Consider the following 14378-nt stretch of genomic DNA (forward strand, 5'->3'; position numbering starts at 1 on the left):
CACAAATTTGTTAGATTGTAACTAGATTAGCTTGCACGGATGGCAAATATGACACTTCAGTCCCCTCTTACCTTTTCCGATGAACAAATCAATATCGGAGAACTCAAACAAGAGTTAGAGAAATTTAGCTCCGATCAAAGCCAAGAGTTTCTCAATCATCATCCGGTAACAAGCTTGGTTTTAGCCAGGGCAGAATACATGGATCTGCTTCTGAATCGTTTGTGGCAACATTTTGGCTTCAAAGATATTTACAACATTTCCCTAGTTGCCGTGGGTGGCTATGGGCGTGGCGAGCTGCATCCGCTCTCCGATATCGATATTTTGATTCTGTCGAACAATAAGCTGCCGACCGCACTAGAAGCAAAAATCAGCGAATTCATTACGCTATTGTGGGATTTAAAACTCGAGGTCGGACACGCAGTTCGCACCGTTAACGAATGTGCGGAAATTGGTAAAGCCGATCTGACCGTCGCGACAAATCTTCAAGAAGCGCGTCTACTGTGTGGCAGCGAGGATACCTTTCAGGCACTGAAGAAAGTCGTATTGTCAGACTCCTTTTGGCCAAGTGAAACGTTTTACCGCGCTAAAATTCAAGAGCAGAGAGAACGCCATGCGCGTTACCATGATACGACCTACAACTTAGAACCAGACATTAAGTCGACCCCTGGCGGGCTGCGCGATATTCATACATTAAGCTGGGTCGCCCGACGTCACTTTGGTGCCACATCATTGCTGGAAATGAGCCGATACGGATTTTTAACTGACGCAGAATACCGAGAATTGGTTGAATGTCAGGACTTCCTTTGGCGAGTGCGTTTCGCTCTGCACATGGAGCTTCGCCGCTATGACAACCGCTTGACCTTTGCCCATCAAGCACAAGTTGCGGAAAATCTAGGCTACGTCGGTGAAGGTAACCGAGGCGTAGAAATGATGATGAAAGAGTTCTACCGCACGCTTCGTCGTGTGGCAGAGCTCAACAAAATGCTACTCAAACTTTTTGATCAAGCGATCATTAATGGTGGTGCGACAGAAAGTGCCGAGATTCTCGATGCCGACTTCCAACGTCGTGGCTCTTTGATTGAAGCAAGGAAGCCCGCGTTGTTTCAAGCTCGCCCAGAAACCATCCTAGATATGTTCTTACATATCGCGAACGACTCAACCATTGAAGGGGTGAGTCCACCAACACTACGTCAGCTGCGCACCGCTCGCCGTAGGCTCAACAAATTTTTGCACACCATTCCTGCTGCGCGTGAAAAGTTCATGGCGTTATGTCGTCACCCTAATGCTCTGCATAAAGCATTCAGCCTGATGCACCGATTAGGGGTTATGGCGGCCTATTTACCGCAATGGAGCCAAATTGTTGGTCAAATGCAGTTTGACTTATTCCACGCCTACACGGTTGATGAGCACAGTATTCGCTTACTGAAACACATTAATACCTTTAGTGACCCAGACAATCATGCGAAGCACCCTATTTGTTGTGACGTCTACCCACGGATGCAAAAGAAAGAACTGCTGATTATTGCCGCTATTTTCCACGATATCGGTAAAGGACGTGGCGGTGATCACTCTGTTATAGGCGAAGGTGAGGCTTACGACTTCTGTATTGAGCATGGCTTATCAAAGCCCGAGGCCAAACTTGTCGCTTGGTTGGTAAGGCATCATCTATTAATGTCCGTCACCGCACAGCGCCGAGACATTTATGATCCCGATGTGATTACCGAATTTGCCAAAAAAGTCAGAGACGAAGAATCTCTCGATTATCTTGTGTGCCTGACAGTTGCAGATATTTGTGCAACCAACCCAGAACTTTGGAATGCTTGGAAACGAACCTTACTGGCAGAGCTGTATTACTCCACACAACGTGCTTTACGTAGAGGGTTAGAGAATCCTGTCGATGTGCGTGAGCGAATTCGCCACAATCAACAAATGGCCTCCGCAATGCTACGCAAAGAGGGGTTTGCCGCGCGCGAAATTGAAGTATTGTGGCAACGCTTCAAAGCTGACTATTTCCTTCGTCATACCCATACGCAAATCGCGTGGCACTGCGAACACTTACTTCGCATGGAAGATCCGACTAAGCCTTTAGTCTTGATCAGTAAAAAAGCCACTCGTGGCGGCACTGAGGTGTTTGTATATACGAAAGACCAGCCAGCTTTATTTGCGACGGTCGTGGCGGAGTTAGATAGGCGTAATTTTAATGTACACGACGCGCAAATCATGACCAGCAAAGATGGGCACGTGATTGATACCTTTATGGTTCTCGATCAACATGGCGAAGCGATTGATGAGTCTCGTCACGCCGCGGTGATTAAGCACCTCACCCATGTACTAGAGGCGGGCCGACCAACCAAGATTAAAACACGCCGTACTCCGAACAAACTTCAGCACTTTAATGTGAAAACCAAAGTCGACTTCTTACCAACCAAAGGTAAAAAGCACACGTTGATGGAGTTTGTCGCGCTAGACACACCAGGGCTGTTGGCCAAAGTAGGCCGTACGTTTGCTGATTTGAATATCAACCTTCATGGTGCAAAAATCACCACCATTGGTGAGCGAGCAGAAGACTTGTTTATTTTAACCAGTGATGCAGGGGGAAGATTAAGTGAAGAACAGCAAGATGAGCTAAGAGAGAGATTGATCGAAAAGTTATCTGATGAGGTCGCTGCTTAGATCAAACCTGCCAATCTTTTCGGTTCAGGGCGAGAGCGATCTTGCCCACAAGTTAAGCATTTTAGCTAAATATCAGCTATCTAGCTCATACATAGGCTGCTACAGTTATACCAATATCAATTCGATGTAATAGAGGTAGCCTATGTATCCCCACCTCACTGGTTTGGGTATTCACGACCCTAAGCAGATTGAACGTTATTCCCTACGCCAAGAAGCACACAAAGACGTGCTCAAGATCTATTTCCACAAGCAAAAAGGCGAGCTGTTCGCCAAAAGCGTTAAATTCAAATACCCGCGCCAAATCAAAAATGTTCTTGTGGACAGTGGCAGTCACAAATATAAAGAAGTAACGGAAATCAACCGTAACCTCACATTGGTCATTGATGAACTGAATAAAATCACTAAGCCAACGAAACAACCTGAGGTTGATGTCAAAGAGAAAATTCTCTCAGACCTTCGTCATTTAGAAAAAGTTGTTTCGAGCAAGATCGCAGAGATCGAGGCGGATCTCGAAAAACTAAAGTAAAACGTTAAGTATTAAATATTAAATATTAAATATTAAAAAAGGGTTAGCATTGATGCTAACCCTTTTTATTTGTACTCAATCATTATCTAGATCTAACTGCGCCGATTATCGGTTGATCATCGATTCATCCCACTCAAATCGAGTAAACAATTGCTGCCAAGTCTCATCAATATTGGCCGTCATGACAATCTCTTGAGCGGTAAATGGATGGACGAACCGTAACTCTGAAGCATGCAGTAGCAAACGATGAGAATCAAACTCTGTGCGATACAGCTTGTTGTGCTTTCCATCCCCGTGAGTTGTATCACCCACAATAGGATGGCGTAGATGCGCCATATGACGACGAAGTTGGTGCTTACGCCCCGTTTTAGGTTTCATCTCAACTAAGCAGTAGCGCGTTGTAGGAAATTTACCCGTCGAATAGGGAACTTCCACTTTAGCCAACGGTTTATATTCCGTCACCGCTTCTTGCGCTTCTTTTTCTTGTGAAGCGAACTTATCCGCAATCTTGTCTAACTCGACTTTGAGCGCGTAATCCAAGACGCCCTCTTCCTCAATCCAACCGCGTACTATCGCGTGGTATGTCTTTTCCATTTTATGTTCAGCAAACATCGGCATGACTTGTGATGCGACTTCACTCGACAACGCAAACACGAGCACACCAGATGTTGGACGATCCAGACGATGCAATGGGAACACATGCTGACCAATTTGGTCGCGCAAAGTTTGCATGACAAATTGAGTTTCGTGTTTATCTAACCAACTGCGATGCACTAACATGCCGGCAGGCTTGTTGACCGCTACAAAATATTCATCCTGATAAACGATCTCCAGCTCAACTGGTTCTGAAGATCGCGCTATTTCTTGTTCTAGCATTCGTTTACTTACACAGTTCGTCAATGGTTCGGATTGTAACAAGCAGCTCTGCGAACTGCGGTTCCTGCTTCCACGCTTCTGAAAAATAGGGCTCGAGAGAAAACCCTCTTGGCAATGGTTGGTTGTTTTCCACTAGCACGTGCATTCTGTCTATAAAGATCCACTGCAACCACTCATGAGGATGCAATGTATCAATCGCAAATGGCTCCACGCTTTGTAAGGCTTGCTCTGAAGGCCTAGTGTGTTGCCACAACTTATGTTCTTTAAGCTGCGTTTCAAGTTGGTGAAGTAAGTCGACCAATTGAGTATTTGTTACCATTAATTCTATCTCGAACCTTGAATTAGCCGAGAATGATACCATTTCTTGTGAAAAGAACGTTAGGACGTCGTATTTAATGGAAAACATTCAAACCCTCACTCAACTGTTGAACAACAGCCGCTGTGATTATCAAATCTTCGATCTTGGTCGTCGTATCAAAACCATCGCTAAGAAAGAGTTTGCCGATGTAGAAAAAGGTCAAGCACCGTACCCATTCCCAATGCAGCGTAAAGCACACCTTGCCATCGCTTATTGGAATGAACAAAAGCAACCTTGGATTTGGTTTCTAAAGTTTGAATTGGACGAGCGCGGTTTGTTAAAGCAATCAGATATCGGCAATTTCATTAAATACGTAGTGGAAGCCATGGGAACACGCCTCAATGATGATATCTCTGAAGAGCAACAGCAAAAGCTGTCTAATAACCCATATACGTTCAAACCTTCCGAAGACAAAATGGCCGTGTTTCATAGCCAGGTCCGCGCGAACCTCGATCTTCCTACCAGCCAATATTATGAGCACACTCAGCATTACTTTTCAGGTGGTTTAGGCTGGGATAATTGGCAAACCGTAGGTCTGCAAGGGATCACCGACATGGCCGCTCGTTTGGACAAAGAGCAAAACGGGGTAATGATACGCAAAGCGTTGAACCACCTACCGAATGAACCACTTTATGCTCTGTTGGGTGCGCTTGAGCATGTAGAGTTACAAGAACGTTTAGCTGAGCGTATCGCCGAAAAAGCACAACAAGAAATCGCAAGTAGCGAGCCTGATCTCTTCCTACTTTCAGCGCTTATCCGAGCTTTGGCTGGCGCACCAACAGCCATTGCCTCTCCAGTGTTAGAAGCGATTTTACAAAGCCCTCGTTTAAGCCATCAGGAAGTACTGATTGGCGTGGCTGGCCGAGCTTGGCACTTACTAGCCAATGAAAAGGTAGCAGAACAGTTTTTGCTGCGTTTAGCTCAAACCGGTAATCAAGCCCTATTTAATCAGTTATTTGCCGATTTAGTGATGCTACCAGAGTTAAGAATGGTGCTATTGCCCCTGTTACATTCAAATCCATCTGAAGAACTAGCAAAGGCGCTAGTAAGCTTACAACAAGCAACAAAGGGATAATAAAGGTTCAGGGATGATTGGTGATCTTTTAGCAATTTTAGGGCTATGCTTTTTCTGTTATCTGTTTTGGCAACAACGTCGTCAAGCCGAACTCGCAAAAGTGGCAATCACGCGTAAATGTGAGCAATTGGATCTCCAATTAATCAGCATCGCCTTTGGTGCCCACAAACTAAAAACGCCAGACGGAGTCTGGCGTTGGCATACGGTGTATCAATTTGAGTTTTCATCTCTTGGTGACGATTGCTACCAAGGGGAGTTAACCATGGTCGGTTTCAGGCCGCAGAACTTTCACCTACCACCGCATCGCTTGTAAATTCCATTTCAAAGTAAGGACCATATAGATCCTTACTTTCTTTTGTTTCAACAAATCCCAGTTTTTTCAGCACCGCCATAGAAGCTTGATGGTTGCTATTCACGTTAGCTTTCACCTTATGTAGCCCCAGCTCACGGCACGCCTTTGGGAAAAACGCTTTTAGAGCTTCTGTCGCTAACCCTTTACCCCAATAAGATTTATCAAAAATAAACCCTAACTCAGGCTCGGAATCGAGATGGGAAATGAACACGTGCCCCATATAGTCACGACTGGTGCTTTCTAGCACCGCCATACTATAAATATTTTCATCATCCAGTATTTTCTCAAACATCTGTTTGGCAGACGCGACAGTATACGGACCGTTCATTTCAGCACGGTTTTTCGCACAGCAATTCAGCATGACGAACTCTAGTTGCAACGACTCATTGTAGGGTAGAAGAAGCATTCTTCTGGTTACTATGGCCACATCTGTTCCTTGATTACAACAAACTTTATTTATCCGCAGATCGCAAACTTGATGAGCTTGAATATGCTCAATAGCTGCGGGGCATAACACCTTGTAGAGAAGCCGAAAGTTAAACCAACTGATTGGAAAGGATATTGATCTGGATTGTTTTTTATTAAGTGTTATTAGGAATTTATAAATTTTGTGATATTGATATACCCAAGTCACCTCTAGGTGCTTAATTCAACGAGAACGACTAGGTATCTTTTTTATATAAGAAAGACCCCGACACATAAGTATCGGGGTCATGGTCTTACTCGCAGCAGTCCGGCTACTAAAAGTGCTCCATGCATCATCCATAATAGTGGCTGATTCCGTCAGCTTATTCCTTACGTCGCCGTCCTAGCGGTGTCCTTATCATCCTGATAGCTAACATTCCCCGTTAGCACACATCACTTGTTCCTTGAGCGGTGTCCCTTGCATCTTCCTGACGCTGTCCATAACCTCTATCCTAGAGGTGTCCATTGTCTATCCTTAGTCATCAACATCCTATTGATGATAGTGTCCTTACAATGTCCTACGCTCCATGCTTGATTAATCATCCTGACCAACCAAATCGTCTTCCTGACGATAACCAAATCCTTGGTGCTTTCCTGTTCCATGTCTGCTTCCTGCTGACAACTCTCAATTTACGCCTTTCCTAAAAATTGACAATCTATCCTAGATAAATATTTATACATAACATTGGTTAAATAGTTGTTAAATCATTATTTATCAATAACTTGATGATTGTAATTTCTATTTTTCCGCTCACGAAATCGTTTTCTCTCACAACCTATGTAAGAGATCTCTCACACCACACATTCCAAATTGCTATTCGCCAAATTAGGGGACTCAACGTATGATGATAGATATATCGTTGTTAAGGATTAAAAATGTTAACTCAAGACGTTACTAAAGAATTAGAAGCGGTAATGGAACAACTGCAACAACAAGGAAAAGAACCAACCGTAGCGTTAGTGAAAGCACGCTTGAAAACGCCCGTCCCAATGCCTGCATTAATCACCGCAATAAAAAGTTGGAAAAGTGCTCAGCGTGTTCCCAAGGTTGAAGTCGCAGCGCAAGCGCATACCGATAATGATCGTCTTGCAGCACTAGAAAGCACGGTGAAAAAACTAGTCGCTCGCATTGAAGAGCTAGAAGCCAAGCTAAGTGAGAAGTCATCATGAAGTTATGGGTAGATGCAGACGCGTGTCCGAAAGTCATCCGCGAAACCATTGTGCGTGCCGCCGAACGCACGGGGATTGAATGTACGTTTGTCGCCAACCACGTTGTCCCGGTGCCCAAAAGAGACAACATCCACTCGCTGCAAGTTCCAGCTGGATTTGACATCGCTGACAACGAAATCGTTAAGCGTGTGGAGGCCAACGATTTGGTGATCACATCAGACATTCCGCTTGCAGATGAGGTCATCTCTAAAGGTGCTCAAGCCCTCAGTTCACGTGGCGAGCTTTATACAAAAGATACTATCAAAGCTCGTCTAAATATCCGCGACTTCATGGAAACCATGCGCTCAAGCGGAATTCAGACAGGTGGACCCGCTTCGCTTTCCCAAACCGATCGCCGCGAATTTGCGAACCATTTAGATCGTATTTTGGCTAAATTTAAGAAGTAATACTCACTCTATTCATATTGAGCCAGCAAATCAAAGCCTGGCTCATTACTGAAAATTCATTTTCAATATTGCACCCAAAGCGTGCTCTTACTCCCATTTGTTTTGTTCTGTTTATTTTTCATCTCGCTCGCCATAGCTTCAATATGCAACGTGGTTTATTTTGAACGACGTTTTTAATAAATGTATAGAGAATAATGGGCTTTAACATCGTTTCCAGTGGAAGCTACCTGCCAACGAATCAATGGTCAGATCGAGAGATGGATCGCTTCCTAAAATTGGCGCCTGGGACCTGCCGAAATAAATTCGACGTTGAATATCGTCATGTAGCCAATACAAAAGAGACCGCTATTTACATGGCGGTGCAGGCGATAGAGCAGTGTTTAGGAAACATATATACCTTGGGCTCCATTGATCTCCTTATCTACGCCAGCGGCACTCACCACCAGTCTCTGCCCTACGACGCCTCAGCGGTTCTCGCCGCGTTAGACGCTCCAACATGGCTAGAAAGTTTTGATTTGAACAGCACCTGTTTATCATTTCTTTCTGCGCTTGATCTTGCTCAGAGTCTATTCTTCGCAAAACGATACCGTCGGATTCTCATTGTCACCAGCGAACTCGCTACTGGCATCACACTGAATCGAAATTTTACACTCAAACCAGAAGTTGCAACTCTATTCGCAGACGGTGCCGCCGCATTTTTGCTCGAAGAACACAACGGTGATGGATTGCTCACCAGTCACTTTGAAACGCATCATACCGGGTATTCATTTTGTCAAATTAAGGGCGGAGGTAGTCATGTCAACCCTCACACCTCGGAGCATCAAGCCTATTTAAAAAGCTGCCAGTTTGAGATGGAGGGCAAAGCACTCTTTAAACATGTGCGTAAAACCTTACCGGCGTTTCTAAAAAAAGGCTTTGACGCCTCTCCGGTAACACTCAGCGATATTGATTATTTTCTTCCGCATCAAGCCAGTGCGCACGGATTAAAAAAACTGCCATCACTCACCGGGTTACCAACCGAGAAAACAGTTAATCACTTTTCGACTTTGGGAAACCAAGTCGCCGCCTCACTCCCAATTAACTTACACTGGCTGCGTAATCAGCCAGAAACAGCAGGAAAACATGTGTTATTAGCTGGCACCGCCGCAGGGTTGTCACTAGGTATGGGAGTGCTAAAACTATGAAGATATTAGTCACTGGCGGCAGTGGGATGTTGGGTAGCGCAATTCTAAGAATGTTTCACCAGCAGCATGAACTGCATTTTACAGCACGAAACACAGTCATCGCTAAACAACTCGCCGAGCAATTCGATGTTATCCCACATATAGTCGATTTAAGAGACCACTCAGCAGTTCATGCGGTATGCCAAGGTATGGATGCAATCATCCATTGTGCCGCTCTCTCAAGCCCATGGGGAAAGTGGCAGGCGTTTTATCAAGCCAATGTAGATGCCACCAAAAACCTCGTCAATGCGGCTAATACGCATCAAATCTCGCGTTTTATCCATATTTCCTCCACCAGCGTCTACTTTGACCATCAAGACCGTTGGAATATTCGAGAAACCGACGCCATTGCTTCACACTGGTGTAATGATTACGCACACACCAAATACCTATCTGAACTTGAAGCCATAAAAGGCCAAAGCAAAGCGATCATTTTAAGACCGCGTGGCATTTTTGGTCCCAACGATCGCGCGATTATCCCAAGAGTGCTTAAGGCGATAAAAAACAACACTCTGCTTCTGCCATCGGGTAGAAACCCAGTGGTTGATCTAACTTATGTCGACAACGTTGCCCATGCGGCGATGCTCGCTTGCACTCAGGCAGACCGGCTTCAGCATGGTGATGTCTTCAATATTTCCAACAACGAACCAATGCCAATTGAGACTGTTCTACAAGCTTTATGTGTGGGGTTGAACCTAAAAGTAACGTTACAATCATTACCATACGGTGTGGTATCACCATTATTAAAGCTCAGTGAGCAAATACGAAGGCGCTTACCACATCAGCCAGAGCCAAGGCTCACTTCATACAGCGCAGGATTGTTTAACTATCATCAAACTCTGGATATCAGCAAGGCGATAAAAAACCTGAATTACCAACCGCTTTTTTCAATTCAAGAAGGAATACAGCAGTATGCAAACTGGTCTAAAAATAAAAATCTTTGAGGCTGGACACTGCGTACACCCAGGCTTTGTTGTCAAACCAGGCTCTGGTATCAAGCCTAGAGCATTTCCTGCAGCCGTTGCGTTAATTCAGCACCCGACACAAGGCAACATCCTGTTTGATACGGGATATCACGAGCACTTTTTTAGCGCGACTCGTCCCTTCCCTGAACGTTTTTATGCTTGGACAACACCTTGCCGCTATCAACAAGAACATGGGATTGTTGCGCAGTTAGCAAAAGAAAATCTCAAACCTCATGATATTGAGCATTTAGTGCTCTCCCACTTTCACGCTGATCACATTGCCGCCGTGTCTGAGTTTTCTCACTCTCAATTGCATTGCCAACAAAAAGGGGTAGATGCGATTACTAAAAGTGGTCGAATTGGAGGCGTAAGAAAAGGCTACCTAAAAGCTCTGCTCCCTCCACAACTAGAATCTAACTTCATCATTCATGGTGATTTTTCTGTGCCAATCAGCCAAATTCTTCCTCAGTGCCAAGGGGTTAACTTGTTCTGTAAAGACATGTTCGACGATGGACTTATTTATATGGTTAGCTTGCCAGGCCATGCAGCTGGCCAAGTGGGCTTGCTGGTTAAAAGAGACCAAAGTTGGCTGTTCTTACTCGCCGATGCATGCTGGTTAATCGAGAGCTTGAGTGAAAATATCGATCAGCATTGGCTGGCGAACATGCTTTGCGATGACACAAAGGCCTATAAAAACACCCTCTCCGAGTTGAGAAGTTGCTACCAACAAGCCCACCACGTTGTTCGCTTCGTGCCTTCACATTGTCAAGAAACTATCCAGCAGCTAATCAAAGAAGGATGGATTAAGTGAGAACGCTTATCTCAGAATTCTGGCGAACCCGCTACCGCCCTTTCGGCTCAAGGGAACAAGTCGAAACGTGGCAGCAACAACATTTAACGCAACATCTGGATTGGGTATGCCGTCATTCACCGTATTACCGCTCTTTTCAAGGTGCACCACTCAGTGATTTCCCTATCATGAATAAGCAAACCATGATGGAGAACCTTTCAGAGTTAAATACGAAGGGCTTAGATGCTGAACAGTTAATGCAACAGGCACTCAAAGCAGAGCAGTCACGCAACTTTGCCGCTTCGAAAGTTGGCGATGTTACGGTTGGGCTTTCTTCGGGCACATCAGGCATGCGCGGGCTGTTTCTTGCTGACAAGCAGGAAACACAACTGTGGGCCGGCAATATATTGGCTCGCCTTTTGCCCAACCTATGGCAAAAGCACCGAATTGCACTAGCCTTGCGAGCCAACAGCCCACTGTATAAATCCGTCGCGAAAGGGCCTGTCACATTCTTTTATGCCGATTTAACCAAACCTTACCAAGAATGGATAAAAGAGTTGGATGAGTTCCAACCCACGCTTTTGGTTGGTAGTGCGCAAGCTCTTCAGCTCTGCGCCCAGTTCAGCGGTCAATTTGGTCAACCCGCAATTCAACCACAGCGGATCATTTCTGGGGCAGAGGTTCTAACCGAGAGTGACCGTCACTATATTTCTCAACGGTTCGACAGCGAACTCCATGAAGTCTATCAATGTACCGAAGGTTTTCTTGCATGTACTGATCAGCAAGGACAAATGCGCTGGAATCAGGATGTTGTTTACATCGAAAAACATTGGCTGAATACCGAACGTACTCATTACAGCCCAATCATTACCGATTTTCGTCGTAAAACTCAGCCAATTATTCGTTATCAGCTCGACGATATTATTGAGAATAAACAGGATAATGGCGTATTTGAACCTCTTGGCGCGATTGCCGGACGATGTGGTGATCGCCTCACGCTAAACGCAAACCACGTCCCAGTGACGGTGTTACCAGATCTCATCTACCGCGCTATAACACTATCTGCCCAAGGTCGCGTGGATTACCGAATCACCCAAACAGGGTCACAAACCATTCAAATTGAAGCGGAGGTTCACCACCATCGGGTTATACATCAAGCCTTGATAAAGTTGTTTGACCAATTGCGGCTTGATCCTGTCAGATTTAGTTACCGCCCTGCGCCTATTTGGACGCCAATGAATAAACAACGACGTGTGGTGAACATATGCGGGTCTTAATCACCGGAGCCCGAGCACCAGTTGCACTAGAGTGGGCAACCATGTGTATGCATCATGGGCATGAAGTAATTCTCACCGATTCACTAAAAAGGCCTTTGGGGTCATTTTTGCGAGGCATCGAGTCTTATATCCCCACCGCTTCACCTCGATTTGCGTTTCCCACCTATCAACAGCAGATCCTAAAAATCATTACCCAGATGCGTATTGATATGGTGATACCCACTTGTGAAGAAGTGTATTACTTGGCTCATGTTGCCAAACAATGTCCAGAAGTAGATTTTTTTCTTCCCGATGTGGCGCTGCTCAATGCCCTACACAACAAGTTGACCGTCTTTGAACAACTTCAAGGCTTGCCAGAAATTACACTTCCAAAAACTCGTTTGGTCGCTGATAAAAGTGAGATTGAAATTAATAAGAGAACCGTTCTAAAGCCAGTTTACTCTCGGTTTGGCGGGCAAGTCATACGAGATGTGACAACTCAGTCTATTTCTGCCGCCACGATATCCCCCCTTTTCCCTTGGGTTCAGCAACAAAAAATCCATGGGACTCCGGTGTGTAACTATGCGATTTTTGAACATGGTGACCTTAAAGCACACCAAGCTTATGTGCCGAAATACTGTGTAAACGGATCGGCCGCCAGTGCTTTTCAGCCGCTCTCATGCGAACGACTAGATACATTTATCGCAGCTTTTGGTAAACGTCATACTTATCATGGGCAAGTGTCGTTTGACTTCATCCAATCACAAGATGAACTCTACGTGATTGAATGTAACCCAAGAGCCACCAGTGGTTTGCACCTACTCTCGTCTCGATGCAATCAACTGCTTCCTTATATGGAGTTTACCAGTCCTTCCAAGCAGCGATTACATCATTTAGGGCCAATAACACTCATCGCTGAAGGTGGATTATCCCTGTTTAAGGCTCGAACTTGGCAAGATTGGTGGTCTGGTGTGAATGTAATGCAACAGCATAACTTGCCGGTCGGGAGCCAAATCCGGAGTGTGTTTGAATTACTCCGGTTAGCTAGGCAAAACAAGGCAAAATGGAGCGCCGCTTCTACCGTTGATATTGAGTGGAATGGAGAGGCGTTGAGATCATGACGCTTTCCTCTCAAGAATGGCATAAAACCTTTATCACTCTTATGCAATCGAATCCTATTAATGAATGCACAGCAAGCTTTGGTTGCTACTATATCGATGATGTTGCCATTCCCTACTCCGTAACACCAAAAATACCAAACAACTGTTATGCCGTGTCCCCTATGACACTGCTTAGTGGCTACGCCGAAGAAGAGCTTCACAAAGTCAAAAATGTGGCTGTTCGATGGGTATGTAAGCTACTTATTAATATGACTAAACCAATCTTATCATTGGCTGGATTGGATCAAGTCCAAACGCTCAACAATCAGTGCTTGTCCACCAATATGTATAGCGAACAATGGGAATCCTTAAATCTAGATGAGCTGCGCCGCGTGGCACTCGATCAATACCCCACCTTTCCCTTGGTGCTTCGCTCCCTCAACCAACTTCAGCACTCATACTTAATTCAGCGATTAGAACAGCAACAATGGCAAAGTTTGGTAACGCGACAAGTGTATTTACTTGAGGATTGGCAAGCATTCAGCTTCAACCGAGATTTAACGAAAGACTTCAAGCTGTTTAATGATAAAGATTGGCAGTTTAAGCCACTGGCTACTGATGAAGAGTTTCAGCGTGCCAAAGCGTTATATGACATGCTTTACCTTGATAAATACAGCCGGAATAACATCCAGTTTTCAACCCAATATTTAAAACAGGCTAGCCAGAATAACTTAGTGCATTTAGTGGGACTATTTTATCAAGGAGAGATGCTGGCTACGTTAGGCATAGTAGAAATTGATAACGACATGACTTGCCCAATTTTTGGCTACGATACCAATAAGCCGCAGAGTTTTGCGCTATATAGAAGAATATCTGCTTATACCATCCGCCACGCAATGATATGCCAGCGTCGCTTTAATATGAGCTCAGGGGCTCCAGCTTTTAAACGCAACCGAAAAGCCCAGCCAGAAATTGAATTTAGCTATGTTTATATTGCGCACTTACCTTGGTACAAACGCGTAATTTGGCAAAGCTTGTGCTGGCTCACTCAGCACTTTTATCGCCCTTTATTGATGCGTTTTCAGCTATAAACCTACATCTAT

The 14378-nt window shown here is 44.9% G+C and carries 15 protein-coding genes; 12 read left to right on the top strand and 3 right to left on the bottom strand.

Annotated features, from left to right (window positions below; translation table 11 throughout):
- Positions 1-48: 48 nt before the first annotated feature.
- Together glnD and ACWYVB_RS16120 are read left to right on the top strand one after the other, a co-directional pair.
- Complete coding sequence (gene glnD, locus ACWYVB_RS16115; protein ID WP_170903201.1) at positions 49-2673, top strand: bifunctional uridylyltransferase/uridylyl-removing protein GlnD; 2625 nt, start codon at positions 49-51, stop codon at positions 2671-2673.
- A gap of 142 nt (positions 2674-2815) precedes the next feature.
- The gene (locus tag ACWYVB_RS16120; RefSeq protein ID WP_005380322.1) at positions 2816-3199 is read left to right on the top strand and encodes a DUF3461 family protein; all 384 of its coding nucleotides are present in this window, start codon (positions 2816-2818) and stop codon (positions 3197-3199) included.
- 105 nt (positions 3200-3304) lie between these two features.
- Here the strand turns inward: ACWYVB_RS16120 and truC are convergent, their stop codons facing one another.
- Together truC and ACWYVB_RS16130 are read right to left on the bottom strand one after the other, a co-directional pair.
- Complete coding sequence (gene truC / locus ACWYVB_RS16125) at positions 3305-4075, bottom strand: tRNA pseudouridine(65) synthase TruC (RefSeq protein ID WP_164666273.1); 771 nt, start codon at positions 4073-4075, stop codon at positions 3305-3307.
- Between the two features lie 4 nt (positions 4076-4079).
- Complete coding sequence (locus ACWYVB_RS16130) at positions 4080-4394, bottom strand: YqcC family protein (RefSeq protein WP_005391784.1); 315 nt, start codon at positions 4392-4394, stop codon at positions 4080-4082.
- Between the two features lie 76 nt (positions 4395-4470).
- On the opposite strand from ACWYVB_RS16130, the gene ACWYVB_RS16135 reads away from it, so the two are divergent.
- Positions 4471-5508: a DUF3549 family protein gene (locus ACWYVB_RS16135; RefSeq protein WP_164666274.1), complete on the top strand. Its 1038-nt coding sequence runs from the start codon at positions 4471-4473 to the stop codon at positions 5506-5508.
- Between the two features lie 13 nt (positions 5509-5521).
- On the top strand, positions 5522-5821 hold the full coding sequence (locus ACWYVB_RS16140) for a DUF3301 domain-containing protein (protein ID WP_012841498.1): 300 nt from the start codon (positions 5522-5524) through the stop codon (positions 5819-5821).
- On the opposite strand, the gene ACWYVB_RS16145 is transcribed toward ACWYVB_RS16140, so the two are convergent.
- A complete protein-coding gene (locus tag ACWYVB_RS16145; protein ID WP_080936742.1) occupies positions 5781-6266 on the bottom strand; it encodes a GNAT family N-acetyltransferase in 486 nt (161 codons plus the stop codon). The two genes, ACWYVB_RS16140 and ACWYVB_RS16145, sit on opposite strands and share 41 nt — an antisense overlap.
- Before the next feature lie 935 nt (positions 6267-7201).
- Between ACWYVB_RS16145 and ACWYVB_RS16150 the strand changes: the two genes are divergently transcribed.
- From ACWYVB_RS16150 to ACWYVB_RS16185, 8 genes are all read left to right on the top strand, one after another.
- Entirely contained in the window at positions 7202-7495 is a 294-nt protein-coding gene (locus tag ACWYVB_RS16150) for a hypothetical protein (RefSeq protein ID WP_012841496.1), read from the top strand.
- Positions 7492-7941: a YaiI/YqxD family protein gene (locus ACWYVB_RS16155; RefSeq protein WP_395222208.1), complete on the top strand. Its 450-nt coding sequence runs from the start codon at positions 7492-7494 to the stop codon at positions 7939-7941. The genes ACWYVB_RS16150 and ACWYVB_RS16155 overlap by 4 nt, the downstream gene beginning before the upstream one ends.
- A 194-nt stretch (positions 7942-8135) precedes the next feature.
- A complete protein-coding gene (locus ACWYVB_RS16160; RefSeq protein ID WP_006742535.1) occupies positions 8136-9125 on the top strand; it encodes a ketoacyl-ACP synthase III in 990 nt (329 codons plus the stop codon).
- On the top strand, positions 9122-10108 hold the full coding sequence (locus tag ACWYVB_RS16165; RefSeq protein WP_109169605.1) for an NAD-dependent epimerase/dehydratase family protein: 987 nt from the start codon (positions 9122-9124) through the stop codon (positions 10106-10108). Before ACWYVB_RS16160 ends, ACWYVB_RS16165 begins: the two co-directional genes overlap by 4 nt.
- Entirely contained in the window at positions 10077-10940 is an 864-nt protein-coding gene (locus tag ACWYVB_RS16170; protein ID WP_395189457.1) for an MBL fold metallo-hydrolase, read from the top strand. The genes ACWYVB_RS16165 and ACWYVB_RS16170 overlap by 32 nt, the downstream gene beginning before the upstream one ends.
- Positions 10937-12196, top strand: a complete 1260-nt coding sequence (locus ACWYVB_RS16175; RefSeq protein WP_395222209.1) for a F390 synthetase-related protein — start codon at positions 10937-10939, stop codon at positions 12194-12196. Before ACWYVB_RS16170 ends, ACWYVB_RS16175 begins: the two co-directional genes overlap by 4 nt.
- Entirely contained in the window at positions 12184-13296 is a 1113-nt protein-coding gene (locus ACWYVB_RS16180) for an ATP-grasp domain-containing protein (protein ID WP_395222210.1), read from the top strand. The genes ACWYVB_RS16175 and ACWYVB_RS16180 overlap by 13 nt, the downstream gene beginning before the upstream one ends.
- The gene (locus tag ACWYVB_RS16185) at positions 13293-14366 is read left to right on the top strand and encodes a hypothetical protein (protein WP_395222211.1); all 1074 of its coding nucleotides are present in this window, start codon (positions 13293-13295) and stop codon (positions 14364-14366) included. Before ACWYVB_RS16180 ends, ACWYVB_RS16185 begins: the two co-directional genes overlap by 4 nt.
- The last annotated feature ends 12 nt before the right edge of the window (positions 14367-14378 follow it).

Source organism: Vibrio sp. JZG10, assembly GCF_054064075.1.

Bases quoted from the DNA above. Each gene is read 5' to 3' on its own strand.
- glnD (WP_170903201.1), top strand. From the start codon at position 49: ATGACACTTCAGTCCCCTCTTACCTTTTCCGATGAACAAATCAATATC.
- ACWYVB_RS16120 (WP_005380322.1), top strand. From the start codon at position 2,816: ATGTATCCCCACCTCACTGGTTTGGGTATTCACGACCCTAAGCAGATT.
- truC (WP_164666273.1), bottom strand. From the start codon at position 4,075: ATGCTAGAACAAGAAATAGCGCGATCTTCAGAACCAGTTGAGCTGGAG.
- ACWYVB_RS16130 (WP_005391784.1), bottom strand. From the start codon at position 4,394: ATGGTAACAAATACTCAATTGGTCGACTTACTTCACCAACTTGAAACG.
- ACWYVB_RS16135 (WP_164666274.1), top strand. From the start codon at position 4,471: ATGGAAAACATTCAAACCCTCACTCAACTGTTGAACAACAGCCGCTGT.
- ACWYVB_RS16140 (WP_012841498.1), top strand. From the start codon at position 5,522: ATGATTGGTGATCTTTTAGCAATTTTAGGGCTATGCTTTTTCTGTTAT.
- ACWYVB_RS16145 (WP_080936742.1), bottom strand. From the start codon at position 6,266: ATGCTTCTTCTACCCTACAATGAGTCGTTGCAACTAGAGTTCGTCATG.
- ACWYVB_RS16150 (WP_012841496.1), top strand. From the start codon at position 7,202: ATGTTAACTCAAGACGTTACTAAAGAATTAGAAGCGGTAATGGAACAA.
- ACWYVB_RS16155 (WP_395222208.1), top strand. From the start codon at position 7,492: ATGAAGTTATGGGTAGATGCAGACGCGTGTCCGAAAGTCATCCGCGAA.
- ACWYVB_RS16160 (WP_006742535.1), top strand. From the start codon at position 8,136: ATGGGCTTTAACATCGTTTCCAGTGGAAGCTACCTGCCAACGAATCAA.
- ACWYVB_RS16165 (WP_109169605.1), top strand. From the start codon at position 9,122: ATGAAGATATTAGTCACTGGCGGCAGTGGGATGTTGGGTAGCGCAATT.
- ACWYVB_RS16170 (WP_395189457.1), top strand. From the start codon at position 10,077: ATGCAAACTGGTCTAAAAATAAAAATCTTTGAGGCTGGACACTGCGTA.
- ACWYVB_RS16180 (WP_395222210.1), top strand. From the start codon at position 12,184: ATGCGGGTCTTAATCACCGGAGCCCGAGCACCAGTTGCACTAGAGTGG.
- ACWYVB_RS16185 (WP_395222211.1), top strand. From the start codon at position 13,293: ATGACGCTTTCCTCTCAAGAATGGCATAAAACCTTTATCACTCTTATG.